Source organism: Taibaiella chishuiensis, assembly GCF_003014535.1.
Lineage (GTDB): Bacteria > Bacteroidota > Bacteroidia > Chitinophagales > Chitinophagaceae > Taibaiella > Taibaiella chishuiensis.
Genome location: NZ_PYGD01000008.1, coordinates 150,228 through 175,818, shown reverse-complemented (window position 1 = coordinate 175,818; position 25,591 = coordinate 150,228). Strand labels below are relative to the sequence as shown.

14 protein-coding genes are annotated in these 25,591 nt (G+C 52.6%); 7 read left to right on the top strand and 7 right to left on the bottom strand.

Translation table 11 applies throughout. From position 1 onward, the window contains the following. Positions 1-26: 26 nt before the first annotated feature. Both B0I18_RS18785 and B0I18_RS18780 read right to left on the bottom strand, forming a co-directional pair. On the bottom strand, positions 27-1,184 hold the full coding sequence (locus B0I18_RS18785) for a serine hydrolase domain-containing protein (RefSeq protein ID WP_106524287.1): 1,158 nt from the start codon (positions 1,182-1,184) through the stop codon (positions 27-29). A 48-nt stretch (positions 1,185-1,232) separates the two neighbouring features. Beyond that, positions 1,233-1,727, bottom strand: coding sequence for a MarR family winged helix-turn-helix transcriptional regulator (locus B0I18_RS18780; RefSeq protein ID WP_106524345.1), 495 nt, complete (start codon positions 1,725-1,727; stop codon positions 1,233-1,235). A 261-nt stretch (positions 1,728-1,988) separates the two neighbouring features. Here B0I18_RS18780 and B0I18_RS18775 point away from each other — a divergent pair, with 261 nt between their 5' ends. Both B0I18_RS18775 and B0I18_RS18770 read left to right on the top strand, forming a co-directional pair. Further along, complete coding sequence (locus tag B0I18_RS18775) at positions 1,989-2,453, top strand: hypothetical protein (protein WP_106524286.1); 465 nt, start codon at positions 1,989-1,991, stop codon at positions 2,451-2,453. Between the two features lie 89 nt (positions 2,454-2,542). After that, entirely contained in the window at positions 2,543-3,112 is a 570-nt protein-coding gene (locus B0I18_RS18770) for a dihydrofolate reductase family protein (protein ID WP_106524285.1), read from the top strand. A gap of 116 nt (positions 3,113-3,228) precedes the next feature. On the opposite strand, the gene B0I18_RS18765 is transcribed toward B0I18_RS18770, so the two are convergent. Continuing rightward, positions 3,229-3,408 carry a class I lanthipeptide gene (locus B0I18_RS18765; RefSeq protein ID WP_106524284.1) on the bottom strand — a complete coding sequence of 60 codons (180 nt, stop codon included), beginning with the start codon at positions 3,406-3,408 and terminating at the stop codon, positions 3,229-3,231. A 328-nt stretch (positions 3,409-3,736) separates the two neighbouring features. On the opposite strand from B0I18_RS18765, the gene B0I18_RS18760 reads away from it, so the two are divergent. After that, the gene (locus tag B0I18_RS18760; protein WP_106524283.1) at positions 3,737-5,611 is read left to right on the top strand and encodes a T9SS type B sorting domain-containing protein; all 1,875 of its coding nucleotides are present in this window, start codon (positions 3,737-3,739) and stop codon (positions 5,609-5,611) included. 137 nt (positions 5,612-5,748) lie between these two features. Then, on the top strand, positions 5,749-10,815 hold the full coding sequence (gene porU2 / locus B0I18_RS18755; protein ID WP_181358523.1) for a putative type IX secretion system sortase PorU2: 5,067 nt from the start codon (positions 5,749-5,751) through the stop codon (positions 10,813-10,815). A gap of 45 nt (positions 10,816-10,860) precedes the next feature. Here porU2 and B0I18_RS18750 read toward each other — a convergent pair whose 3' ends face one another. The 4 genes from B0I18_RS18750 to B0I18_RS18735 form a co-directional block, all read right to left on the bottom strand. Continuing rightward, on the bottom strand, positions 10,861-11,595 hold the full coding sequence (locus B0I18_RS18750; RefSeq protein WP_245882117.1) for a hypothetical protein: 735 nt from the start codon (positions 11,593-11,595) through the stop codon (positions 10,861-10,863). A 112-nt stretch (positions 11,596-11,707) separates the two neighbouring features. Further along, positions 11,708-12,505, bottom strand: coding sequence for a hypothetical protein (locus B0I18_RS18745; protein WP_106524281.1), 798 nt, complete (start codon positions 12,503-12,505; stop codon positions 11,708-11,710). 115 nt (positions 12,506-12,620) lie between these two features. Further along, complete coding sequence (locus B0I18_RS18740; RefSeq protein ID WP_106524280.1) at positions 12,621-13,259, bottom strand: response regulator; 639 nt, start codon at positions 13,257-13,259, stop codon at positions 12,621-12,623. Positions 13,260-13,324: 65 nt separating this feature from the next. Further along, positions 13,325-15,265 (bottom strand): tetratricopeptide repeat-containing sensor histidine kinase, encoded by a 1,941-nt coding sequence (locus B0I18_RS18735; RefSeq protein ID WP_146146808.1) that lies wholly within the window; start codon positions 15,263-15,265, stop codon positions 13,325-13,327. 237 nt (positions 15,266-15,502) lie between these two features. On the opposite strand from B0I18_RS18735, the gene B0I18_RS18730 reads away from it, so the two are divergent. The 3 genes from B0I18_RS18730 (at position 15,503) to B0I18_RS18720 (ending at position 25,448) form a co-directional block, all read left to right on the top strand. Further along, positions 15,503-17,926, top strand: a complete 2,424-nt coding sequence (locus B0I18_RS18730) for an SBBP repeat-containing protein (protein WP_106524278.1) — start codon at positions 15,503-15,505, stop codon at positions 17,924-17,926. Positions 17,927-17,946: 20 nt separating this feature from the next. Further along, positions 17,947-20,040 carry a T9SS type B sorting domain-containing protein gene (locus B0I18_RS18725; protein WP_106524277.1) on the top strand — a complete coding sequence of 698 codons (2,094 nt, stop codon included), beginning with the start codon at positions 17,947-17,949 and terminating at the stop codon, positions 20,038-20,040. A 284-nt stretch (positions 20,041-20,324) separates the two neighbouring features. Next, complete coding sequence (locus B0I18_RS18720) at positions 20,325-25,448, top strand: Ig-like domain-containing protein (RefSeq protein WP_106524276.1); 5,124 nt, start codon at positions 20,325-20,327, stop codon at positions 25,446-25,448. Positions 25,449-25,591 lie beyond the last annotated feature (143 nt).

Here is a 25,591-nt window from a genome sequence, read left to right as displayed (position 1 = left end):
ATGCGGCGCAGCCGGGACAATAAGAATCATTTGCCGATGATGCCGAGCCGGTCGACAATGCGGTTGGACAGCTCGTTCAGCAGGCGCTGCGCATCGGCGGTTACTACATTGGTTACGATAAAGATGCCCGCCTTTTGACGGGGATAAAGTGCTATCCAGGAGGAATGGCCAAAACTGCCACCGTTATGATACAGCATTTTCCCGGCTTGGTCATAGGCAAAGGTGTTCCAGGCATAAGCCCGCCCGCGCTGTGCGTCACCCGCCAGTCGTTCCATGGATTGTTGCACCACCGGGTCGCTGCTTTCCAGGTACATCCTCATATAGTCCAGCATCGAAGCCGTGGTGGATTTCATGCCGCCGGAGTAGGTATAAAAACCATTGATCAGGGGCGCAGGTTTGCCTTCGCTGGTATTGCCCGTTGATATATGGGGATGGCCTTCCTGCTGCAACACGGAAAAGGTCTGCCGCTCGCCCGAACGGGCAAAGACATATTGCCGGAGTAGCTCCATCTGGCTTTTGTGGTATACCCGCTCCAATATATAACCAATCAGCTGAAGGCCGGTGCCCGAATAATGATAGTTGTCGCCGGAACTATCGATCAGCTGCACTGTTTTTAGTGCATTGAAAAAATCTTCCTGTTTGAACCGGCGATAACAATCGTCCTGCCAGGTAACGGCCTGGTGCATATCTGCGCAGTTGATCAGCAGGGGAAGCCCCGCAGTATGGGTTACCAGGTGCCGGATCGTAATAGGCCGGCCACCGGCGAGGACAAGGTTGGGATAAGCGCCGTCCAGGTAATGCCGGACATCTTCGTCCAGGTTGATCTTGCGATCGTACACCGCCTGGGCAAGCAACAGGCCGGTATAGGTTTTTGTGATCGAACCGATTTCGAAGAGGGTATTGTTATCCGGCTTTTTCCCGTTGTTCAACTTACCATAGTGAAAATGCCGGGCCTTGCCCCGGATATAGATCACGCCCGAAACTGCCTGGTAACCCGGCAAAGCCATTAGCCTGGCCGTTTCTTCAGCGATAACTTTTTCTGCAGGGTCTTGCGTGGAATGGGTCTTACCGGTTGCCCGCAGCGATAGGGTAGTGCAAAGCAAAGCGATATAGAACGGCAACAGCATCGGTAGAGATACCCGCTTTTGCTTGTTGATGATCACCGGTGTTGGTCTCTGGTGCATAGGTTGCTTGTTTTGATGGTGTTTTTTATTGTTACCGGATGGATAGCCTTATTTGCCTTTTGATTTAAGATATTCCTGTTTGAACCGGTTATGAAAGGAGCTCTTTTCCAGGGCCTCGTCTATATGATCGAGATGATGGAGTATCGCCAGGTCTTTGTTCAGCATCTTCAGGATCGCTTTTTCGCAACTGCGCCATACGGCTTCCAGCTGCGGCAGCATCGCCAGGGCCTTGTCAGACAGGGATACGAGTTGCTGGCGCTTGTCTGTCCTGTCTTTCCGGACCAGCAGGTAACCCTTGTCCGCCATTTTCTTTACGATAACGGCAACGGAAGGGTGGGTATAACCGAGGGGTTCGGCAATGGCCGTGATCGGGATCTCCCCTTCCTTTTGCAGCAACATAAATACCAGGTACCAATTGGGTTCTACGTCTATGCCCATTTCTTTATAAAACCGGCGCACATCGTGCGACATGCGGTCGCTGATCCGCTTTAACCTGCTGTCGAGTGCTTTGTAGCCAAGCTCCCGGATAAGATCGAATTGCATATCCTGTTTATTTGAAGCAAAGGTACAAAAAATAAAGTCAACTATATAGTTGACTTTATTTTTTGTGGCTAATAATTGCAACTCATGTAATTCTTTGTTCGTAGCGGGACGCTGCGAACAGTCGGGGGGGCAAACCGGCGTGATAATAACGCAGTTGCCGGCCCGGGCGTCGCGGTTGCTCATTGCCATTTTGCAGGAAACAGGGGAGCGATATATTTGTTCCGCTAACCTTTATTTACCGGAAACCCATTATTATCTCTTATGAAAAAAATAAGCTTGTTATCCTTGTTGTTCCTGCTCGTAACGATCGGTAAAACCTTTGCAGGTTCCTTTACGATCTTAAACCTGATACCCTGTTCTTTCCAGGTGTATACCGGTACGGGGACGATCACCGATCCTGCCACGGGTACGGCTTACCCTTTTACTTTCGGTCCTATGACGATTGCCCCGGGCAACAGTAGCTTCGCTAATCCTGCTTTGCTGCCGGGTTTCAGCAGTAGTGCACCGGCCGGTCTGCAAACTGCCGGTTGTGCTTCCGCCATTGCGGGCAGGGGCCCCTCGGGCATTGATCCTACGCCGGTAAGCGCAAATTTTGCCCTTACCAACACAGTGCCTTATAATGTCTTTACGAGTACGAATGCCCCTACCTGTAATAGTGGCGTCAACTACCAGATGAGCTGGAATGCCGGCGCTTCCGGTTGTGATGTAATCCTGCTTATTTTTTAACCGGTAAAATACACCCGCTTATTGTCGCGATTGCACCGCGCCGGTCTTGTTCCGTCTCATTAATTTTGGATAATAAAAAAACAAAACACATGAGCAAGATCAGGATTTTCGAACACATTTCGCTCGACGGCGTGATCGAGCACGATGGGGACTATAAGTATGGCGCATGGACGACTCCTTACAGAAGTCCTGCCGGCGCTGAAATGCTTTTCCAGGCCTATGGCCCGGGTTTCGATCTCCTGTTGGGACGCCACACCTACGATATCTTCAGTAGCTTCTGGCCCACGGCCGGCGACTTCCCGATGGCCAATGCCATTAATGCGGCTACGAAATATGTGGCCACACACCGGCCGGAAAGCCTGGCATGGGGCCCGGTGCGGCCTTTGGGCGCAGACCTGGTCGGTGCGGTTGCCGGGCTTAAATCGAAGGAGGGTCCCGATATCATTGTTGTCGGCAGTTCGACACTTACCTCTGTATTGCTCGACCAGGGACTGGCCGACGAGTTGGTGCTTATTACTTACCCGGTTTTGCTGGGTAGTGGCAAACGCCTGCTGGGAGACACTATCGATGCCCGGGAACTTACGTTTGTAGATTCGAAAGCAACGCCTACCGGTTTACTGATCAGTACGTATAAGCATACCGGGGCCCTGAAAAAATAGGTTTTCGCAAACCTGCTTTGTCAGCCCCCTTACAGCATAAACCCGGAAAGCCACAATGGACGCCTTACGACGTCCATTGTGGCTTTAAGAGATTACGGATTTAAACCAGGTGCCGGCTACTGTAATAGGCTGTTACAATGTTTCCAGTAGGAACATAGTCCGCAAAGGCTGTCTTCCACGCTTTGTTCGTTTGCGCCAGGCAGGTTACGGCCGCCTTTAATTTTTATACTGTTCAATGAAGAAACGGTCCATTTCTCCAGCCGGAGCTTTTTGCCCGGGACGTTCTTTTTTTTCATGATAAACGATTTTTAAAGTGAATTGTGAAAATAAAAAACAAATGCATAAAATAACTGATATTAATTAATTGTTTTTTAATGTAAATATTTGTAAACCCTGGTTGATCGAGACCGGTCCTGCGGGTGGAAAATGTATCTGGGATTGGGTAAGGGCGTGTCTGCCCCGGTGAAAGCAGCGACAGTCCTGATGCACGGGGTTGGTAAGATAAAATTGTCTGTTCATGAATAAAAACTACAGGTTCAATAATTTATAAGGAAAAAGAAAGAATAAAAATTAAGCTTGTCCGTTAAATAAGGAACAAACTTATCCTTACACATCCTATCACCTATGTACCGATACGTTTTATTGCTGGCAGCAGGTATATGCTGCTGTTTGATAGCCGGCGCGCAAAAGGAAAACAACCAATGGGTTTTCGGGCACCAGACCGGCCTGAACTTCAACAGCGGTGCACCCGTGTTCTTTCAAACGCAGATCGCAACCCGCGAAGGAGCGGCTTCCGTATCGGACAAGGAGGGGCACCTGCTGTTTTACTCCAATGGCAATAAGGTATGGAACGGCCTTCATAACGTAATGCCCAACGGCGACGGGTTGTTAGGCAACGGCAGCAACTCTCCCCTGTATCCCGGCTCGAGTACCCAGGGCGTTGCTATTGTACAATCGCCACAAAACGCGCAGCAGTATTATGTGTTCGTGCTTGACGCGCTGGAGGAAACCATCTTTTCGCCTTTCCTGCCTGCCTATCTCCGTTACTCGATCGTGGACATGTCGCTCAATAATGGCCTCGGCGATGTGATCGCTACGCAAAAAAATAGGGTCGTTGATTCCGGTATCGCGGAGCAGATGTGTATTGCCCGTGGTTTGGGTTGTTCGTACTGGCTTATCGTACACCAGCTCACAACGCCGGTATATAAAGCCTTCCGGATCGATGCCCAGGGTATTCATGCGCCGGTGTTGTCGACCGGTATTTATCGCAGCATCTTTAGCGGCGAAATGAAGGTGTCGCCGGATGAGACGAAGATCGCCATGACCGTGAATACGCTGCCTGATACCTTCACCAGCGCGGGCGCGATAGAGCTGGGCGGCTTCGACAAGGCGACCGGCAGTATCAGTAATGTGGTCCTGGTCGATCGCCAAAATACCGGGCAAAAATATGGCTTGTCCTTCTCTCCCGATAGCCGTAAGCTTTACTCCGGGAATGCCCCCTACGAACTGGTCCAACTCGATGTAAGCACTTACCCGGATACCGCATCGATCAATAATTCCAAAGTATCGCTGGGCACGGGGCATTTCGGCGGCATGCGTACCGGCCCCGATCTGAAAATCTATATCGCTCCTATCTGGCCCGGTACCACCGCTTATATATCGCGGATCAACGATCCCAACCAGGCCGGCCTGGCCTGTAACCTGGATACGATTGCCCTGGCCATGCCGGCCACCTCGTTTTTTCCGGCTACCGGCGAAGTGGGGCTGGGACTGGGCACACCGCTGGTGCTGCTGCGCCAGGGTATGGAGGAGCAGCAGACCCATACTTTTGCCCTCTGCCCGGGCGATAGTGTACAACTTGCCGCAGATGCGGGTTATACTAATTTCAGCTGGGAAGACGGCAGTACTCTGCGCGAGCGTACCATCAGGAATACAGGCCTTTACTGGGTGACTGAAAAACAGGAATGTGCGGTCCTGGTGGATTCCTTTCGCGTAACCCTGACCGATACGCTATCGGGTATCCGCGAAGGCGATACGACTTTATGTGTAGGCGCGCCCTTGAGCCTGCATGCTTTTGCGGGTACGCAAAGCGGGTACAGCTGGAGTAGTGGGAGCGCCGGCGATTCCATAACGGTAACAGAAGACGGGGTATACCGGTTGCAGGTAACCAATAGCTGCGGTACTTTTTATGATTCGGTGCGGGTGGGTTTCGTGGAGTGTGTATGCCATCCTTTTATGCCCAACGCCTTTTCGCCTAATCGTGACGGTCTTAATGATGTATTGAAACCCAGGATAGCCTGTCCCTTATCGTTTTACCTCTTTAGTGTTTATAACCGCTATGGCCAGCGGGTGTTCGCGTCGTTCGATCCGGGTAAGGGCTGGGATGGTACGTTCCAGGGCAAGGATGCAGATCAGGGTACCTATTTTTACCATATCCGGTACACTTCGGTGCAAGGCGTGTCTTATGTATTGAAAGGTGACCTGTCTTTGATCCGGTAGGCAGCGGGGGGGCGCCATGATGAGCGCGGGACAGCGATGGCCCCGCCTGTAATCGTAAATGAATGTTATCGGATACCTTGATTTTGTCGTTCTTTTTTTTAACCCCGGAACGCCCCGGCGTTCGTTTATCACCAGAGATGCGCCAGTTCATTTACAAATCTTTAGCCTTGCTTATGCTTGCCTTATTGCTGGGCGGCATGACTGCAACCCGCAGCTACGGGCAACTTTACGGCAATGAGTGGATCAGGTTTGCCAATACCTATTATAAGTTCAAAATAGCCCGCGAGGGTATTTACCGGATCACTAAAGCCGAACTCGATGCCCTGGGTATGCCGGGTGTTACGGGCAACCAATTAGCTATCTTCCGAGAGGGGAGGGAGCTGCCCCTGTATACCTCTACACCCGGTACTTTGGGGAGCGGCGACTTTATCGAGTTCTATGCTACCCGGGCCGATGGCAGGATCGATACCGATCTCTACCCCGATCCTTATTACCAGCCGAATAAAGAGCTGAACCTCATCTCGGATACGGCTACCTATTTCCTGACCTACGATAATACGCCCCACCAGCGCCTGCAGTTGGTCAATAATGCTATACCGTCGCCGGCCCCGGCTGCAGCGCCGTATTGCTGGGTGCAGGCGCGTCCCGGCGAACAGATCAGGAGTGCCTTTAACCAGGGGCCCTCTCATATGGGCGGCGACTATTTCTTTGCCGCCAGTTACGACCTGGGCGAAGGCTGGGCTTATCCCGGTCCCGGTCTGACGAGTGTATTGAATATACCGGTAACACAGGTATATAACGGCGGCCTCAATGCCTCCCTGTCTTTTTCCTTTGCGGGACATGCAGCAGTGGTTAGCCAGCACCAATTTTCGGTTAAGGTGAATAACACGACGGTATTCGACACGAGCGTAAACGGCTTCGATATGGTCAAACGCAGTATGGATATTTCCACCGGCCTGCTCAGCGACCCCAATACGGTACTGACCCTTACCGATGCGGCCGGTCCCCAGGCCCGGTTTTATGTTATGGAGCTTTCTATACGTTATCCCCGCACTTATAACTTCTCCGGTGCGTTCAGTAATACGGCAGGCTTCCGGGTGCCGGCTGCAGCGCGTTACCTGGAGATAACCGGCTTTAATGCCGGCGGGCAGGCGCCCAGGCTGATCGATCGCAGCAATAATAAATTATATACGGGTACCGTAGATGGCGGCACGGTGAAGTTTTACCTGGATAATTCCTTTACCGACCGGGACATGATGTTGTCCAATGTGGCGAACATTACGCCGGTAACGGGTTTCCAGCCCGTAACCTTCAGGGACTACAGCAATACGGCTAACCAGGGTGATTATATCATGCTGAGTCACAAGCGCTATATCCAGGCCTCGCCCAATTACCTGGGCGATTACAAAACCTACAGAAGCAGTGCCAGTGGCGGCGGCCACAGCCCGGTAATCGTAGATGTAACCGAATTATACGATCAGTTCGGGTCCGGTTTTGAATACCATCCGATCAGCATCCGTAATTTTATCCGGTATGCCAACGATCATTGGTCGCCCAAACCGGCTTACCTGTTTATTGTCGGTAAAGGTATTTTATATAACACGTATACCACCTACCAGCAAACGGCCGGCCAGTACTCGTTTGCGCCGGTGCCGACCTGGGGCGATCCCGGTTCCGACAATCTTTTATCCGGCATTTATAATGATAATAAACCGGTGCTGGCGACCGGCCGTTTTTCAGCCTGGAGCAATGATGAGATCGGCGGCTATCTCGAAAAAGTAAAACTGTACGAAGCGGCCATGCGTCCTGATGTTACCCCTACAGCCGCTTCCGAGCTTTGGAAGAAAAAAGGGCTGAATATCGCCGGCTCTTCCAACCAGGGCCTGCAGGTCTCGCTGCTGAGCTCGCTCCGGGCCTGTAAAGAGATTTATGAAGATACGCTGGTTGGGGGCAGGGTAATCACGGTGGCTAAATCCACTACAGACCCGGTAGACCAGGCCAACAGCAATGCAGTGGATTCGATGGTCAACAGGGGCGTGGGCAACCTTACCTTTTACGGGCATGCTTCTTCGTCCGGCTTCGACTTTAACCTTAATGCACCCGATAATTATCATTCCAGCCCCAGGTTTATGACCTTTTTTGCCTACGGTTGTAACGTAGGACAGATCTTTACGCTTTCTCCCAATAAGACGATCAGCGAACAGTACCTGTTGTCGCAAAAAGGCGGCTCCATCATGATGATCGCCGGCGACAATACCGGCTGGACCAATGTCCTGCCGGCCTATATGCAAAACCTGGAGCGCAGCATTTCCTTCCGGGATTATGGCAAGACGCTTGGGGAGCAATACCGGAAGAATATAGCCTATGTGCTGGATCATGCCAATCTCCAGAATATGGACATACATACCCAATGCCTGGTCTACCAGGGCGACCCTGCCCTTGCGATGTATAACCCGGAAAAGAGGGACTATGCCGTGGAAGAGGCCGGTCTGTCGGCCATACCCGTAAATGTGACCACCGCATTGGATTCCTTTACGCTTAAAGCCGTGGTCTATAACCTCGGTAAAGCGGAGCAGGGCAGTGTACAGGTGCGGGTGGAGCATACCCGCGCGGGCGCTGCTACAGCCGTATACACCGATACCCTGCAGGTTACGGGGCTTTATCATACCGATACCCTGTATTTCAGGATACCGGTTAACGCGAACCTGGATATCGGTCTGAATAAATATACCGTTAAAGTAGATGCCAGCGACCGCTACGACGAGTTGTCCGAACTGAATAATGCGGCTACGCTGCAGTTGTTTATCTACTCCGAAAACCTGGTGCCGGTATACCCGCCCGAGTTTGCCATTGTACATGACCCGGGCATCGTATTGAAAGCCTCGACACTCAATGCTTTCGCCCGCAACAGGCGTTATAAGCTGGAAATCGATACTACAGAGACCTTTGACAGCCCGCTTAAACAAAGTACAGAGATAATGAGTAGCGGTGGTGTGCTGCATTGGAAACCCAATATTACCTACCGGGACAGCGTGGTGTATTACTGGCGCACCGCACCGGATACCCTGGTCGATGGGGTAAACAGCTGGTTGTACAGCTCCTTTATCTACCTGGCCGATGGGTCGGAAGGCTGGAACCAGTCGCATTATTTCCAGTATAAGAAGAATGAAATGACCACGATGGACCTGCCGGCAACAACCCGGAAATTTAAGTTCCATCCGAAAATAAACGTACTTAAGATCGAAAACAAAACGATCTATCCTACCGAAAACGATTATGATAATGTAAGGCAAACATTGAACGACCTGCCCCTGGATAAATGGGGCTGTGCCTTTGGCGGCTCGGTACAGATCCTGGTGATCGACTCGGTAAGCGGGCAGCCCTGGAAGAACACGCTTGACGGCCTGTATGGCTCGCAACGCACCTGCAGCGGGGATAGCATGCTGCGACGGTACCAGTACGAGTTCTCGACCAGCACACGCGAATCGCGCAATAAAGCCAGGGACCTGATCAATATGGTGCCCGACGGTAACTATATCATGATCAAGAACCTGATCTATGCCTCTTCGGACTGGTGGAACGGCCAGACGGCGCCCCAGTGGCAGGCCGATGCGGCAGTGAACGGCGCCGGTAATACCCTGTATGATGTGATCAAAAACCTGGGCTTCGACCAGATCGACGATTTTAATAATGTAAAAAAGGTATTTGCTTTCTTCCGCAAAAAAGGAGACAACAGCTACCCGGTCTACCAGTTGGTAAGCCCGGATGAAGTAAGCAAGATCACGCTGGATAATATTACTTTTCCCAGCTACCCGGATACCGGCATAATGCACAGCACGGTAGTGGGGCCTGCGCAGGAATGGAAACGCCTGAAATGGCGTACTTCCGCTACGGACCATGCCACTTCCGATGTGCCCTATGTACAGGTTTATGGCCTGTCGCCGCTGAATGGTGAAACGCTGCTCTATTCCGGCTTTTCGAGAGATACTTCCCTGTCCTTTATTGCCGCGGCACAATACCCGAAGCTGCGGTTGAACTGGTACAGTGTCGATACTGTAGCGCGTAGCAGCGCGCAACTCGACTACTGGCGCGTATTGTATGCGCCCGTACCCGAAGCCGCACTGAATGCCAGTGCGCATTTTGAGTTCAGGGATTCGCTGACGGCGGGGCAGCAGGCCTCGTTAAAGATCGCGATCGAAAACCTGACACCGCTACCTATGGATAGTATGCAGGTGCGTTACCGGTTGATCGATGCCGCCAACAATACACATTTGCTTGCCGATAAGCGCTATAAAAAATTGCAGGGTAACGACACCCTGATCGCCGACCTGGAATTCGATCCCATGGCATATCCCGGTAATAATTTCCTCTTTATCGAAGCCAACCCCGACAATGCCCAGCCCGAACAATACCACCCGAACAATCTCGGCTATCTTAACCTGAACATGAAGGCCGATAACCGTAGCCCTGTGCTGGACGTGACCTTCGATGGCATACATATCCTCGATAAGGATATCGTGTCTGCCAAACCGCTGATCAAAGTGCTGATGCGGGATGAGAACATGCATATGCCGCTCAATGATACTGCCCTGATGCGTATGCAGCTGGTACGCCCCGGCAGCAGTACACCGGTCGATATCCCTTTTGATGGCGCTATCAGCCGTTTTTACCCGGCTGCGGCGGGCAGTAAAAATGAAGCCCGGATCGAATACCGGCCCGAACTGCCGGAGGATGGCGTATACCGCCTCAGCGTGACCGGCAAGGATAAGGCGGGTAATGTGGCGGGTAAGACGGGAGGATCTGCCGGTGCTGCGCCGTTATACGAGGTCAGTTTTACGGTAGAGAATAAGCCTTCTATTACCCATGTGCTCAATTACCCCAATCCGTTCTCTACATCGACCCAATTTATCTTTACCATGACCGGTTCGGAGATACCCGCGCAGTTTAAGATCCAGATCCTGACCGTAACGGGTAAGATCGTGCGGGAGATTAAAAAACATGAATTGGGCGACCTGCACATCGGCCGCAACATAACCGACTACCGCTGGGATGGTAAAGATGAGTATGGGCAGCTATTGGGCAACGGGGTCTACCTGTATCGTGTCATTACTTCGATCCGGGGTGAGGACGTAATGCATCGTAAGCAGGCGGCAGTCGATAAGTTTTTCAAGAACGGTTATGGAAAATTGTATATCATGCGATAATGCAATTGCATAACAAGCACTGCCGGAGCGCAGCGCTTATCCGCATTACTCCGGCTTATGCATAAATGCTTTATAGCGGTTGTTGATATAAGCGATCATGGCAGGCCGGTCCAGTGTCCTGGCCGTCTGGTAAGATGGCCGGTAGCGGTACATAAACTGTTGCAGGGAGTCATCTTTTAAGCCGGTCTGTTTGCTGACCCAGCCGGGGGAAAATACGTAATCGATATAGGCCTCTCTTTCATCCCTGATCAACCGTTTCCGGAACCGCCGCTGGTTGCGGGCTTTCCTCGAAAAAAAGCTGACCGGGCTGAACGTAAGCCCGAACGCATTTTCCGGGCCCAGTTTATTGGCCAGGCCACGCCCTTTTTTAAAATAAACACCATACTCTTTTTGCCGCCGCAGCGAATCCAGCTGGTAACTGCTGATCACGGTAACGGTTTTTAACGTGTGATCGCCTGTTTGTAACCCCACATCATAACCTGTTTTCAGTAAAGACTCCCGGACTTTCATGGTGTCGGCGGTCATGCCGGTAAAGGAAAAGACGATGACATCGCCGGGCTCCGCTTCGATTAAATAAATACCTGCGGGTGTGGCCAGCGTAGACCTGCCATTGGTCATATTCCGGACCGATGCGCCGGACAAAGGCGTATCATCGCCTGATAAAAAGACATAACCACCCAGGTAGGTCTGGCCCCGGGCGGATGCGTGTAGTAGTAATAGGAAGAGCGCTAAGGCGATGCCCCTGCCCCTTACTGGGTAGGGTGTTGTGCGGTGATACAAGTTCCGGGAGGTTTGGTTACTTGTATAACGCATGGAGCGCAGACTATATTGTCGCGCGCCTGGTCGGGCAGGAGCGGATGCGGCGATTGTTTCCGGGTAAATGAGGTGCCGGTCATTTACGTGCCCTGCTGGCAGCCTTTATATCGGCGATAAGCGACCAGGCGCTAAACAGGTAAAAGCCAATATTCAGTAATGCCGTCAGTATCACCTGGACGCTTAGCCCTTCTTTCAGGTACATTTTATAAACCAGGAAAGAAAAGAAGGGACACAACAGCAGCAGGATTATATAAACGATCCGCGATTTTTTATGGGATTTATATACCGGGGCCTGTACCGGTGCCGTTCTTCGCTGTAAGGCATCGCGATAACCGGGTAGCGCGGCAAACGCTTTATTGTCGCTACCTTCAAAACCTGAACCACCGCCAACCAGGTCGTCGGGCATCATAAATTGCAGTGCGACCGGCTTATCGGCGGCGATGGCGGCGACTTCGGCACGCAATGCCTCATAAAAGGCGTCAGTAGTATCGTAAAAAGCGGAAAACTGGGTAATATCTATTTCGATATGATCGCCTGTAGCCAACCGGGTTGTAATACTGTCTGCGAAGGCGTCGAAGAGCGGGAGGGCATGCGGAAAATGCCGGTGCAGGAAAGCCCTGCCTCGTGCTGCATTTTGCGTAAACATGGCCGGGCTCAGAACCATACTATTGGTATGCTGCTGCAGGTAAGCATCTGTTTCTGCTTCATCATGATCCTGCGCAAACTGTTGAAACGCCTGCCAGCCCTGTATCCTGTACTCCAGGGTTGCCGGGTCGGTAAGCAGCAGCCAGAAGAAGGGCAAGCTGTTATTGCTTTCGAAAAGAAAGACCTCCCGTTGTGTATTGTTCAGGTATAAAAAACTTCTTTGTCCCATGGTGGCTGGTAGGGTTTAAAGGGGTAGAGTAGGGCATACAACCCCGGTACGGAAACCCCGGCGGATAACAACAGCCGGCCGCAGGAATTGTTCGCCCAGCGATGAGGCCAGGCACCTAATACAGTAAACCCAGCTCTTTAGCTTTGATAATCAGCAGGGATATTTTTTTACAGCCCAGCTTGGCCAGTACGCTTTCGCGGTGATGCTCCACCGTTCTTTTACTGAGAAAGAGTTTCTCCGCAATTTCGCTGCTGGTATGTCCTTCGGCAATCAGTTGCAGGATCTCTTTCTCTCTTTTCGTAAGCAGGGTGCCAGCTTCTTTCTGGCGTTTCGTGATCTCTTCGTCGCGTTTTATCTGCCTGCTTACGGTTTCATCCAGGTAGGTGCCACCTTCGTATACGATGCGGATCGCTTCCATTAAAGTATCGCGGGACACATATTTTAACAGGTAGCCGTCGATCTTCTGCTGCAGCATATTTTTAATATAGAAAATATTGTCGAAGCTGGTCAGCGCAATGATCTTTATCGCGGGGTATTGTCTTTTAAGCAGGGCGGCCAATTCGTCGCCGGGTATACCCGGCATGTTGATATCCAGCAATACCACGTCCGGCATGCGTTCCGGCAGGCTGTCCAATAGCGCCTTGCCGTCCTGGTAGGCGGCCACGATCTCCATTTCTGCATTGTAACGAAGCATATTGCTTACGCCCTCGGCAATCAGGCTATGGTCGTCTACAATGGCTACTTTTATCTGCATGGCGGTTATGTTTAAGGGGTAACAGGGAATAAAAAAGAACGCTGAACGGTTGCCGGTGCGGATGATCAGGAGGCGCCGATCTCGATATAGATGGAGCTGCCTTTGCCTGCTTCCGAATCAATCGCTATTTTACCGTTAATGGCCAGCAGCCTTCGTTCTATGTGCTGCAGGCCGCGGCCTGTTGTGGGGCCGTCCCGGTTAAAGCCTACACCGTCGTCCTCTACCGTAAGACTCACCAGGTCTTTGCCGAGGTGCACCTGCACCATGACATGGCCGGCCCCGGCATGTTTCAGGATGTTCTGTATCAGTTCCTGCGCAATACGGTAAAGGGCCAGCTGGATATGCTGGTCCAGTTGTTCGAAATTACCCTGTTGTTGTATATCGATGATCAGCCCGGTATCGGCTTCTATAAACTGGCAATATTGCCGGATGGCTTCGGGCAGGCTATGGCGCAACAGCACGTCGGGCATGAGGGTATGCGCAGTACGGCGTACCTCCTTGCGTACACTGCCGATGATATCGTCTACCTTTCGGAACAGTTCCTGCTCGGAGGGGCTGTAATGCCCGTCCTTAAGCGATTCCAGGCTATAGGCCGCTACCGAAAGCATGCCCCCGATATTATCGTGCAGCTCGATCGCAATACGGTTCCGTTCTCTTTCTTCGCCCTCCATCATGGCCCGCAGGCTTTCTATTTCCCGTTGCTGCCGCAGCATATGGATCTTCCTGCGCGAGCTCCGGTACAATCCCGTGAAGATACCGGCAACTACCAGGATGCTTACGGATACGATGGCGATCCAGATATTGCGGTTTTTTACTTTACCTGTTGCTACCAGTAACTGGTTCTCCTTTAACGCGATCTCTTTTTCTTTTTCAGCCAGGCGGAATTGCTTTTCCAGGTAACCGGTGGTTTTGTCATGCTCCTGCACATTCAGGCTGTCGGAAAGCTGGTTGTACTTCATCAGCATATCGTAGGCCTTGCCCTGGTTGCCCGAGGCATGGTATACTTCAGCCAGCAGCAGGTACAGGTGGTTGATATCGGCCCTTAATGCCGGCCGCGGCTGCAGGTAAGCCAGCGCCTGGTTGCCGTAGGCCAGCGCCTGTGTATACTTTTTATAATTTTTATAATTCATGCATAATACCCGGTACACATACAGCCGGTTGTCGGCGGCATTGCCGTCGATCAGTGCGATGGCGCGCCGGGCATACTCATCCGCTTTCCGGTCCTGGCCTTTATCCAGGAAGTACTTATTGAGTAAAAGGCAGGCGGAGCGCTCATACCGCGGGGTCTGTAGTTTGCGGGCGCCTTCGTAAGCGAGCAAAGCCACGCGGTACATGCTGTCCAGGTCGCTGCGTTGCGCGTAGATATACCCCAGGTTGAGATAAGATACCAGCTTGTCGCTGTTTAAAGGCGTATTTAAAAGCAGCGCCTTCCGGATATAGGTATAGGCATTTTTATAATCCCGGTTATCGATCAGTATCGAACCGATGTGGTTGTAGGAATTAATGATATAAACGCTGTCCTGCAACCGCTCTACAATAGGAATAACCTTGCTTACCGTGGCCATGGCCGAGTCGGTACGGCCGCTGTATTTATAACTGATAAAGCGGGTACGGTACCATTTTACGAGCAGCTTATCTTTTTGTTGGGAATGTATACAATAGGGGTAAGCTTTATCCAGCAACTGGTCGGCGGTAACGGTTTCGTTCCTGACGGCGAAACAGCTGGACCGTCCCATCAGGGCAAGGGCAATGCCATCGCTGTAACCCAGGCTGCGGCTTTGGGTTTCGGCCATGTTCAACAAGATCATGGCACTGTCGGTATGTTCATTCACCATGGCTGTGCCCCTGCTGATCAGCAGGTTTATGGCCGTAGAGTCTGCAGGGCTGAGCGGGCGGCGCTGCCGGGCTCCATCGTACGCCGGCACCTGCGCCAGCAGGGGCTGAAGGCAGTAGCAGGCAAGCAATATGGACAACAGGTATCTCGGCACAGGTAGTCGGTCTGCCACAATATTAAACAATATCCGCCAGGGTTTTTCCCCGGATTGTAAGCGGAGTGTAATATTTTAAAAATGGGTAAAAACTACCCTATACGGATTGACCGATTGACTATAAGTTTGTGTTTGCTGTAAAGTACCGGCAGGCTGAAAGGGTTGCTGTGCTTATGTTACGGGCATCAATAATGCCGGCATGCTTTTGTTGAAGTCCATACAACAGCTATCTTTTAAAACACAAAATGACGTTTAATGAAACAAATCAACACTTTGTATTGCGTAAAAACTTTCCGCTCCTGCTGCCGGAGCCTTTTATTTTTATCCTGCCTCCTGTTGCCCGCTTTTGCCGGCAGGGCGCAAAACATTTCGCTCAACTGGGCCAAGGGTATTGGCAGTACCGATCTTATCGGCAGTGGTACCGCAACGGTAGATGGCGCCGGTAATGTCTATACGGCCGGTTACTTTATGGGCACCACCGATTTCGACCCGGGGCCGGGCACGGCAAACCTTACTGCCAACGGGATCGACATGTTCCTGGCCAAGTATGACAACAACGGTAATTATCTCTGGGCTAAAAAAATAGGCGCTGCCAGTTATAACGACCAGGCTTATGCCATCGCTTTAGATAATGCAGGCAATGCTTATATCACCGGTATATTCGCCGCCACGGTCGATTTTGATCCCGGCGCCGGTACGGCTAACCTGGTAAGCAACGGAGCTTCCGATATCTTTATCGCTAAATATGACGGCGCCGGCAACTATGTGTGGGCCCGCAATATAGGCGGATCGGACTGGGATTACGGGCAAAGTATAACCCTCGACAATACGGGGAATGTATATGTGACCGGTAGCTTCGTAGATACGGCCTACTTTGGCGCGACGGCGACTGCAAACAGCGTAGTCTCTGCGGGCAGTACCGATGTGGTGCTGGCCAAATATGACAATAACGGGAATTTCATCTGGGGCAAAGCGGTAGGCGGCTCGAGCAGCGACGACGGGCAGAAGGTAACCACCGATGCTGCCGGTAATGTTTATGTCGCCGGCAGGTATATGCTTACTGCCGACTTCGACCCCGGTCCGGGTACGGCCAACCTGGTTGCCGGTGGCGCAACCGATATCTTTTTAGCCAAATACAGTGCTACCGGCGCTTATATCTGGGCCAAAGGCATAGGCGGTACGGGTTACGACGCGCCTTCCGACTTGATAGCAGATGCTGCAGGACACCTGTATACCGTGGGCTCCTTTGCCGGTACGGTCGATTTCGATCCGGGTACGGGTACGGCCAACCTGACCAGTAATTCGGGGCTCGGCGACGCTTACGTAGCCAAATACGATACCAGCGGCGCTTACGTCTGGGCCAAACAAGCCGGCCCTGCCGGTGCTGCCAACGGCGCCAATGCCAATGCGGTAGTCCTGGGTGCAGGCGGCGATGTGTATTTTACCGGGAACTTTAACGGTACCGTCGATTTCGATCCTGGCGCCGGTACGGCCAACCTTACGGCAACGAGCTATAAAGATATTTTTGTGGCCAAGTACAACGCAGCCGGCAATTACCTCTGGGCAGGCAGGATGGGCGGCATACCCATATCGGCGGCCAGTAACTGCGGGGGCAGAACCATAAGCCGGAATACCGCAGGACAGGTCTATGTGGCCGGTTACTTCAGCGGAACGGTAGATTTTGACCCGGGCCCCGGAAATGTCAACGTAGAGGCCGCGATCGGGGGCAGTACCTTTATCATGAAACTTGCCGATGGCTGTCCGAGTTATTCCACGCTTACCCAGACCCATTGCGACAGCTTTTCGTTCCATAATGTTACCTATACCACCAGCGGTGTTTATGTCGATACCCTTAACAGCGTATTCGGCTGCGACAGCATTGTAACACTTAACCTGACGATCAACCACAGTACGGTCAACCCCGTGATCACCGGTGCTTATTGCGATTCCGTAACCTTTAACGGCGTTACCTATCATACTACCGGGGTATATACGCAGCATTACTTCAGCTTCAACGGTTGCGACAGCAACAAGGTCTATGATGTTACTATCAAGGGTCAATCCAGCAGCAGCCAGCTCGATAGGAACAGCTGTGGCCCTTATGTCTTTAATGGCACTACTTACCCGTCCAGCGGTACCTTCCCCGTAACCCTTACCAATGTACAGGGCTGCGATAGCCTGGTTACCCTCAACCTGACGGTAAATCCGCCGCCGGTGGCAACAGTCATCAAAACGGGTAGCGTGCTTACCGTTAATAATGCCGATGCCTACCAATGGATCAACTGTGCAGACCGCTCCGTAATTGCCGGGGCCAATAGCCAGACCTATACGGTAACGGCAACCGGCAGTTATGCCGCAGTCATTACTAAAAACGACTGCCGCGATACCTCTGATTGTATAACAGTAGATGTGGGCACCGGTATTGCCGACCTGGATGCGGTCAACCGCCTGCAGTTCTATCCCAACCCGGCCAGTGCGGGTATTCATATCCTTACCCAACACCCGCTGCGACAGGCTACCATACGGTTAAGCAATGTGATCGGGCAGGTATTGCAGGAGCAACGCGGCCAGAGCGGCAGCAATTTCTACCTGGATATCGGCGCTTATGCTGCCGGGGTGTACCTGGTCGAAGTTACCGAAGGCGATAAAGCCAGCAGGAGGAAAATAGTAAAACAATAAATTAACCCCACCGCAAGCACATGAGGTCAACCTTCTATATAAGCATAACCAAGGGCATATTACTCCTGTTGGGATTATTATGCTTCGTCCATGTTTCCTATGGACAATATGAAAATGTATGGGTGTTCGGTAGTAAAAATGCGGCTGTCGATTTCAACAGCGGTACACCCCAGCCCTTTGCATCGCAACTCGGTTTTGGCGTCAACACCTTTGGCGAAGCCAGTGCGTCGGTATGTAACCCGAACGGCAACCTGCTGTTCTATACTGATGGCACACGGGTGCTGGACCGGCAGCACAACCTGATGCCCAACGGCAATAACCTGGTACCCAACCCGAACAGTGCCTTAACTGGTTTTACGCCTACATCGAGTACCGCGCAGGGTGCTGTGATCGTACCCATGCCGGGCAGCAATTCGCGGTATTATATTTTTTCGCTCACTTCCTTTGAGCACGATACCGTAAACCATTTTGGTAAACTCTACTATAGTATCGTGGATATGAACCTGAATAGCGGTTTTGGCGATGTGGTAACGGGTCAGAAAGCCATCCCTTTCGATTCGGTACTGACCGAGCGCATGACTGCCGTGCCGGGTAGCTGCAAAAATGTATGGCTGCTTACCGTTGCACAAAATATGACGGTAAAGGCCTATGAGATAACGGCTGCGGGTCTTAGCACGACCCCGGTAATATCGCCGGTAACTACACTTGCTAACCTTTCCTCCTTTAATACGCCTGCTATTGCCGGCGCCATAGTGGGTTCGCCCGATCATAATAAAATTGCGATTACGCGCGAGGAGGAAACCGTCTTTTCGCTTACGTATGCGGGACTTGCCTTGTTCGACTTCAACCGCGCTACCGGCGTGCTTTCCAACGAACGGCAGCTTAACCCGGCGGGCGCCGGTTACGGTGTATGTTTCTCGCCGGACAATACGAAGCTGTACTTTGCACAGTATGGCGCCGGTATCCAGCAATTCGACCTGTCGGCCGGAACCCTTACGGGCATCATCAATTCCAAGACGTACGTGATGCCCGGTTCGGGGCATTTGAAGCTGGCCCCGGACGGTAAGATCTATTGCGGGGGCAGTGTATTCAGTACTTCCCTGTTTGCCACCACGGCCCTTTCCGCCATCCAACAGCCCAACCAGGCCGGGCTGGCCTGTATGCCTGCGGCCAACACCCTGGCGCTGTTAGCAGGCACCGGTATGCGTATCGGTTTGCCCAATGCCATAGCCGTGGCGGGTATCGATACCTTTTTCGACAGCCGTAAGCTGCGCGAATGTGGTACTGCTTTTCGTTTAGCGGCTACAGATACCACCGGTACGGGCTATACCTGGAACGATGGTTTTACAACGCCGGCGCGGAATGTGGCAAGCAGCGGACGGTATTGGGTGCGCTACCAGACACCCTGTAATGCTCGTGTGGATACCATCGAGATCCAGTTGTTGCCACCCGCCCAGAGCGGGTTTACAAAAGTAATCTGCCGCAATGATTACGTGGAGTTCAAAGGTAAACGGATCAGTGATCCCGGCTTATACCGCGATACGTTTATAGCCGCCAATGGTTGCGACTCTATTGTGACCCTCGACTTGGTAACCTTGCCGGCCCAGGACCTGGAGCAGGACCTGCAACCGGATGCGCCTTTATGCATCGGCGATACGCTTAGGGTAGAAGGCCGCGGGGCCAGGCGGTATCAATGGTATACCAATGGCCTGTACGGAGGGGCAGAAGCGCTGCAAAAGTTGTACCTGCCGCGGCTGAGCAATGAGATCATGCTGGTGGGTACTTCGGAAAATGACTGCCGGGATACGGTAAAGACGATTGTGGCGGCCAGCGCCTGTTGCGAAATTTTTGTGCCCAACGCCTTTAGTCCCAACGGCGACGGGCTGAATGACGGATTCGGCCCGGAGAGTACCGGCAATTTTTATAATTACCACCTGTTTATCTATAACCGTTGGGGCGAGAAAGTATTCCAGTGTTTTAAAGCCACCGATAAGTGGGATGGTACGCAAAACGGTAACCCGATGGAGACCGGCACCTATTTTTACCAGATCAAAGCGTCCTGCCTCGAGGGGTCTGCAATCAGCCGCAAGGGTGATATTACATTGATTCGGTAGCCTGCAGTAAATTTTGGAAGCTGTAAAAAAGCAACAGGAAGTTGCCGCGCCAACTGCGCGACCAGGTATAAAAAATGCAGGGTTGGGCAAGCTTTCAGGTAGGTCGATCTCCATAAAATCGATTTGCACGCTTATTTGGGGTACATAACACCCGGGACATTCGTCCCGGGTGTTATGTTTATATCTACTGCCACTGGTTTTCATTTCGTTATGATTTTAACTTTTTGTTTTTGTTGTTAAAGTAGTTGTAATTTTGTTGCTTTCGCAACCAACAAATTCATGCAATGAAAAAGATTTTTTACTTCTTGCTGCTGGCTTATTGCCTGGTAGCCGGGCCGCTTTATGCGCAGCCACCGGCGCCGGGTTATACCGGCACAACAACCATTTGCACCGGCAACGCGACAACGCTTACCGCTACGGGGCAGTCGGGCGCTACGTTCCGGTGGTGGGATGCACCCACGGGAGGTAACCTCAAAAGCTCGGCTGCAGGTTATACGATCGACGTGCAAAATACAGCGGGTGTGTACCACTGGTATGCAGAACAGACTGTAGGCGGACTAACCGGTCCGCGTGTAGATGTAACCGTTACCGTAAACCAGACGCCAACGGTATCCATTACACCGGTTACCGCATCGGTATGTGCGGGCAGCAGTATTACACTGACGGCATCGGGTGCCGGCACTTATCTCTGGACGCCCGGCAATACCACCGGCGCTACCGTTTCCGTGAGCCCTACCGTGAATACCCAATACACGGTGACCGGCACCGCCAACGGATGTTCGGCTAACGCCACCAGGATGGTAACCTTTAATAAAACGGTAGCTTCTGCGGATGTAACGACCTGTCCGGGTTATACCACTACCTTAACCGCATCCGGCGCAGCCACCTATGTTTGGAACCCGGGTAACCTCAACGGCGCATCGGTCAATGTATCGCCAAACGTAACGACGACCTACGTGGTTTCGGGTACCGGTTCGGGCTGTACCACTACGGATACGGTAATCGTTACCGCCAGGCCCCAGGTAGGGCTTGTGCCGGGTAGCAATATGACCGTGCCTGAAGGAACAGTAGTCAACCTGACCTGCAGCGCTAGCTTACCGGCCACCTTTGCCTGGTCGCCTAACAATGGTAGTGCCGGCGCCTTATCCGGTACTTCGGTATACGTAGTGCCTACACAGACCACCACGTATACCGTCACTGCTACCGATGGTTTTGGTTGTAATTCCACGGCTACCCAGGTTATTACCCTGGGTAAGCTTGCTGCCGTAACCGGTAATACAACGGTTTGCAGCGGTAGCGCTACTACGCTGACGGCCACAGGTACTGGCCCCTTTGCCTGGTATGATGCTGCAAGCGGCGGCGCCCTGTTGTCTTCCAATGCAGGTTATAATACCGGTAATCTTACCGCAGACCGGTCGTACTGGGTATCCGGTAGCGGCGGCCCGCGTAAGGAGGTAAAAGTAAGCGTGGTTACGACACAGGTTGCCGGGGTTACTGCTATGCCTGCCGCTATTTGCCAGGGTGCAACCAGCCGGTTGAAAGCTACCTACCTGGGAGCGATCAGGTGGTATGACGCGCCAACCGCAGGTGCCCTGGTAGGCACAACTACTTCGGATACTTCCCTGCCGGTAACACCGGCTGTGACCACTACTTATTATGCAGAAGGTGTGCCTGCACAAATCAGTTATACCTTCAATTATACCGGCGCCGTACAGACCTGGACTGTACCGCCGGGCGTAACCAGTATCAACGTGGATGCCTACGGATCTGCCGGCGAAACACTGCCTGCCACCAAGCCTTATAACAGTAAAGGCGGCCGCGTGCAGGCGACCCTGAATGTAACACCGGGACAGGTGCTCAATATTTATGTGGGCGGTAAGGAAAGCTTTAATGGCGGCGGCCCCCGGGCTATTACTTCGGGGACCTATATCGGCGCCAGGGGCGGCGATGCTACCGATATACGCATCGGTGGTACCAGTCTCACAGACCGGGTATTGGTAGCCGGCGGTGGTGGCGGCGCCGGCCGTAATGCCGGTACGGTCAACCTGAGTGCGAACGTAGGAAATGGCGGCGGCCTGACGGGTCAGGATGGTGGTATGATGAATGTGGGATCAGGCGCCTCTTACGGTACCGGCGCTACGCAATTTGCCGGCGGTACCGGCGGTATCATGAATGGCGTTACCACAAGCACTAATGCGGGTCTTGACGGTGTATTCGGCCAGGGTGGCCGTTCTGGGGCCTATAGTTCCCAGCATACCGGTGGCTCGGGTGGCGGCGGCTGGTATGGCGGTGGCGGTGGCACTGCTTCCGGCGACGGCGGCGGTGGCAGTAGTTATACCAATCCTATGCTTTGTAGTAATGTAACCCATACACAAGGTTCCTGGAATGATGTGGGTGTTGTATATATCAGTTATGGCGTAACCTGCAGTACCACACCGCGGGTACCCGTAACGGTTACCGTAACGCCAACCTATACCGCTATCGCGGCCGATACACAGGCGGATCCCTGCCTGGGTAGCGCTATCGACCTTTATGCTACGGGCCTGGCGCCTTACAAGGATGTAGCCGTCTTTAACGGTAGCAATACCGGTAACAATGCCGGCTTTGCTAATATTACCTCCGTGTCTAATAACTTTACGATGGAGTTCTGGGTGAAGCCCGCAGCTACGCTTGCCGCAATGACACAAAGTACAGGCGGCACGGCGGGCATCAGCGGACAGCAGTATGCCATTATGCCCTTCCAGAGCGGTGTCAACGGTGGCGCCGGTGTTTCGGTGGGTACCAATGGTATCAATGTCTGCGAACACGGCAACAGTTATCTCCCGGCCTTGCTGGCGTACAACGGTGCTGTCTCCTCAACCGATTTTACCCATGTGGCTGTCGTATATACCAACAAACAACCGGCCCTTTATCTTAACGGGGCGCTCGTAGCTACAGGACTTACCAGTACGATGGCCAATGTGTACCCGAGTATCGGTTCCGGCGGTTATGGCACCTTCGCAGGCAGCCTGGATAACGTGCGTATCTGGAATGCCCCGCTGTCGCAGGCAGAGATCATGTCGGTGAAAAATAAAGCGGATGCGGCTGTTCCCGGTAAAACACTTGTAGCGCGTTATTCCTTCGACAACGGTTCGCTCGCTGATGATAAAGGCGTGCCTGCAAAGGCTTCGTGGAATGCACCCGCCAGTACACAGCAACAGAGCTATTACACCTATACCTGGTCGGGTACCGCTGCAGTACCTGCGGCATCCTTCCTGGAAAAACAAACGGCTACCGCTGAATTGGGTACCCAGGCTTATGTAGTAAAAGTAAGCCGCGCGGGTTGCAGTGGTCCTACCAGCGATACCGTGTGGGCAATTACAGATGCTGTCCCTGCTGCAACGATCGGCGGTGGCGCTGTTGTTTGTGCCAATGCCAGCTCCCCGGTGATTACCTTTACCGGGTCGGGTAGTGCAACGCCCTATACGTTTACCTACAATGTCAATAACGGCGCCAATCAAACCATCAGCACGCCTGCTGCTGCAGCGATCCGTTATATCCGTGTAAAACAAAACGGCACCGCGGCCGGCAATTACCTGCACCTGGCAGAGATCAGGGCCATAGAATCCGGTACCGGCGCCAATGTCGCGCTCGGCAAAGGGGGGATCGCCAGCGGTACCAGTAGCGGTTTCCCGATCACCAATCTCACCGACAACAATCCTGCAACCTACTGGCATTCGCAAAACCCGAGCAGTAATGAATATGTACAGCTTGACCTGGGTGCTGCTTACCTGCTGGACCGGGTAGAGCTGGTAAACAGGCAGGACTGTTGCTGGGAACGTGCGGCCAGCCTGCAACTGATCCTCAACAATGCCGCTGGTGTAACCTATACTTCTACGGCCATCAATGCCTACCAGAACCAGAACAATGGTTATACGACCTCCTGGCCGGTAGTGGCCCCCTCCAGTGTAACCCTGCAGGCGCCGACTACGGCTGCGGGCAGCTTTCAATATAACCTGGTAAGCGTGAAAAGCAAAGCAGGTTGTTCGGCAGCCCCGGGCGGCAATACTACCGTTACGGTACACCCCTATGCCAATATTACTACAGAACCGGTTGTCAGCCAGTCGGTATGTACGACCAATCCCGTTGTACTCAACGTTGTGGCCACTGATGCCACGGCTTTCCAGTGGCGGAAAAACGGCGCTAATATCACTACAGCTACTTCGGCTGTATATATTAAACCGGGTGGTGTTGCCGGCGATGCCGGTGTGTACAGCGTTATAGCCATAGGTAATAACGGTTGTAACGATACTTCTGCAAACAGTACCGTTACGGTAAACTCCATGAGCAATAGCCTGCCTGTAGCGGCTGCTACGGCAAGCAATATGCACGTGGACGGACTTGACTTCAACTATACGGATGCAAACTGCCACCCGATCGCCAATATTTCCGACGCGGTATCCGGTAACGTACTGGGTACGGTGAATGCAGCTGTAACGATCGACGGCGCGGTACAAAACTTCCTGGGGCAACCCTACCTGCAGCGCCATTATGAGCTGCAGCCTGCAAGCGATGGCGCGGCCACGGTTAAGCTTTACGCAACCCAGGCAGAATTCAACGCCTATAATACTTACCTCGGCACGATTATCTCCAACTGGACCGCTTTACCTACCGGTCCTGCCGATACTGCAGGCAAGGCGAACATCAATATCCTGCAGTTCCATGGTGCGGCATCATCCGGTACCAGCGGTCCGGGTGGCCAGTATAACGCGGCCCAGAAGGAGGTGATCGCCAATGCGCAGGTCACAACTACCTGGAATGGCAATTACTGGGTGCTCTCCTTCCCGGTTACCGGGTTTAGCGGTTTCTTTATCACAACTAAAGAACAGACCATACCCTTGTCTGTCCGCCTGAAAGACATCAGTGCCCGTAATACCGGTGATCAGAACGAGGTGCGCTGGACTACGGCCGCAGAAAGTGCAGGCGATTATTTTGACGTGGAACGCAGCCTGGACAGCCGTTCGTTTACGGCGATCGGCAGCCTGAAAGCACGTTCGATCAATGGCGGCGACTATGTGTTTATCGATGAACACCCGGCCTCCGGCATCAATTACTATCGTTTAAGCATGAAAGGCGCCGATGGACAACCTGCGTACAGTAAGGTGGTAAGCGCCTTCGTGAAACAAGGCAGTTTTGTCGTTGCCGCATATCCTAACCCGGCCGTGAATGCCGTAACCCTGCGTGCTTACGGAAAGGTTAGCGGCACTGCCAGGGTGAGTATTATGGATATCTCCGGCAGGTTGCTGCGGGAGGTGATCATGAGTACGCCTGAAGTAACGATCCCGGTTACCGACCTTGCACCCGGTCACTACCTGTTCCGTTACCAGGACGAGGTACACCGCCAGCATTTCAAGATCAATAAACAGTAAAACGAAGTGTTACTAAAAAAGCCTTCCCGGTTGATTCCGGGAAGGCTTTTGCTTACAGGCAACTTTGATATTCCGACCTGCGTTGTATAAAGATTTAATAAGATACTCCGCTATTGTATTATACCGGTATTGCTTTACTGCTG

Bases quoted from the DNA above. Each gene is read 5' to 3' on its own strand.
- B0I18_RS18785 (WP_106524287.1), bottom strand. From the start codon at position 1,184: ATGCACCAGAGACCAACACCGGTGATCATCAACAAGCAAAAGCGGGTA.
- B0I18_RS18780 (WP_106524345.1), bottom strand. From the start codon at position 1,727: ATGCAATTCGATCTTATCCGGGAGCTTGGCTACAAAGCACTCGACAGC.
- B0I18_RS18775 (WP_106524286.1), top strand. From the start codon at position 1,989: ATGAAAAAAATAAGCTTGTTATCCTTGTTGTTCCTGCTCGTAACGATC.
- B0I18_RS18770 (WP_106524285.1), top strand. From the start codon at position 2,543: ATGAGCAAGATCAGGATTTTCGAACACATTTCGCTCGACGGCGTGATC.
- B0I18_RS18765 (WP_106524284.1), bottom strand. From the start codon at position 3,408: ATGAAAAAAAAGAACGTCCCGGGCAAAAAGCTCCGGCTGGAGAAATGG.
- B0I18_RS18760 (WP_106524283.1), top strand. From the start codon at position 3,737: ATGTACCGATACGTTTTATTGCTGGCAGCAGGTATATGCTGCTGTTTG.
- porU2 (WP_181358523.1), top strand. From the start codon at position 5,749: ATGCGCCAGTTCATTTACAAATCTTTAGCCTTGCTTATGCTTGCCTTA.
- B0I18_RS18745 (WP_106524281.1), bottom strand. From the start codon at position 12,505: ATGGGACAAAGAAGTTTTTTATACCTGAACAATACACAACGGGAGGTC.
- B0I18_RS18740 (WP_106524280.1), bottom strand. From the start codon at position 13,259: ATGCAGATAAAAGTAGCCATTGTAGACGACCATAGCCTGATTGCCGAG.
- B0I18_RS18730 (WP_106524278.1), top strand. From the start codon at position 15,503: ATGAAACAAATCAACACTTTGTATTGCGTAAAAACTTTCCGCTCCTGC.
- B0I18_RS18725 (WP_106524277.1), top strand. From the start codon at position 17,947: ATGAGGTCAACCTTCTATATAAGCATAACCAAGGGCATATTACTCCTG.
- B0I18_RS18720 (WP_106524276.1), top strand. From the start codon at position 20,325: ATGAAAAAGATTTTTTACTTCTTGCTGCTGGCTTATTGCCTGGTAGCC.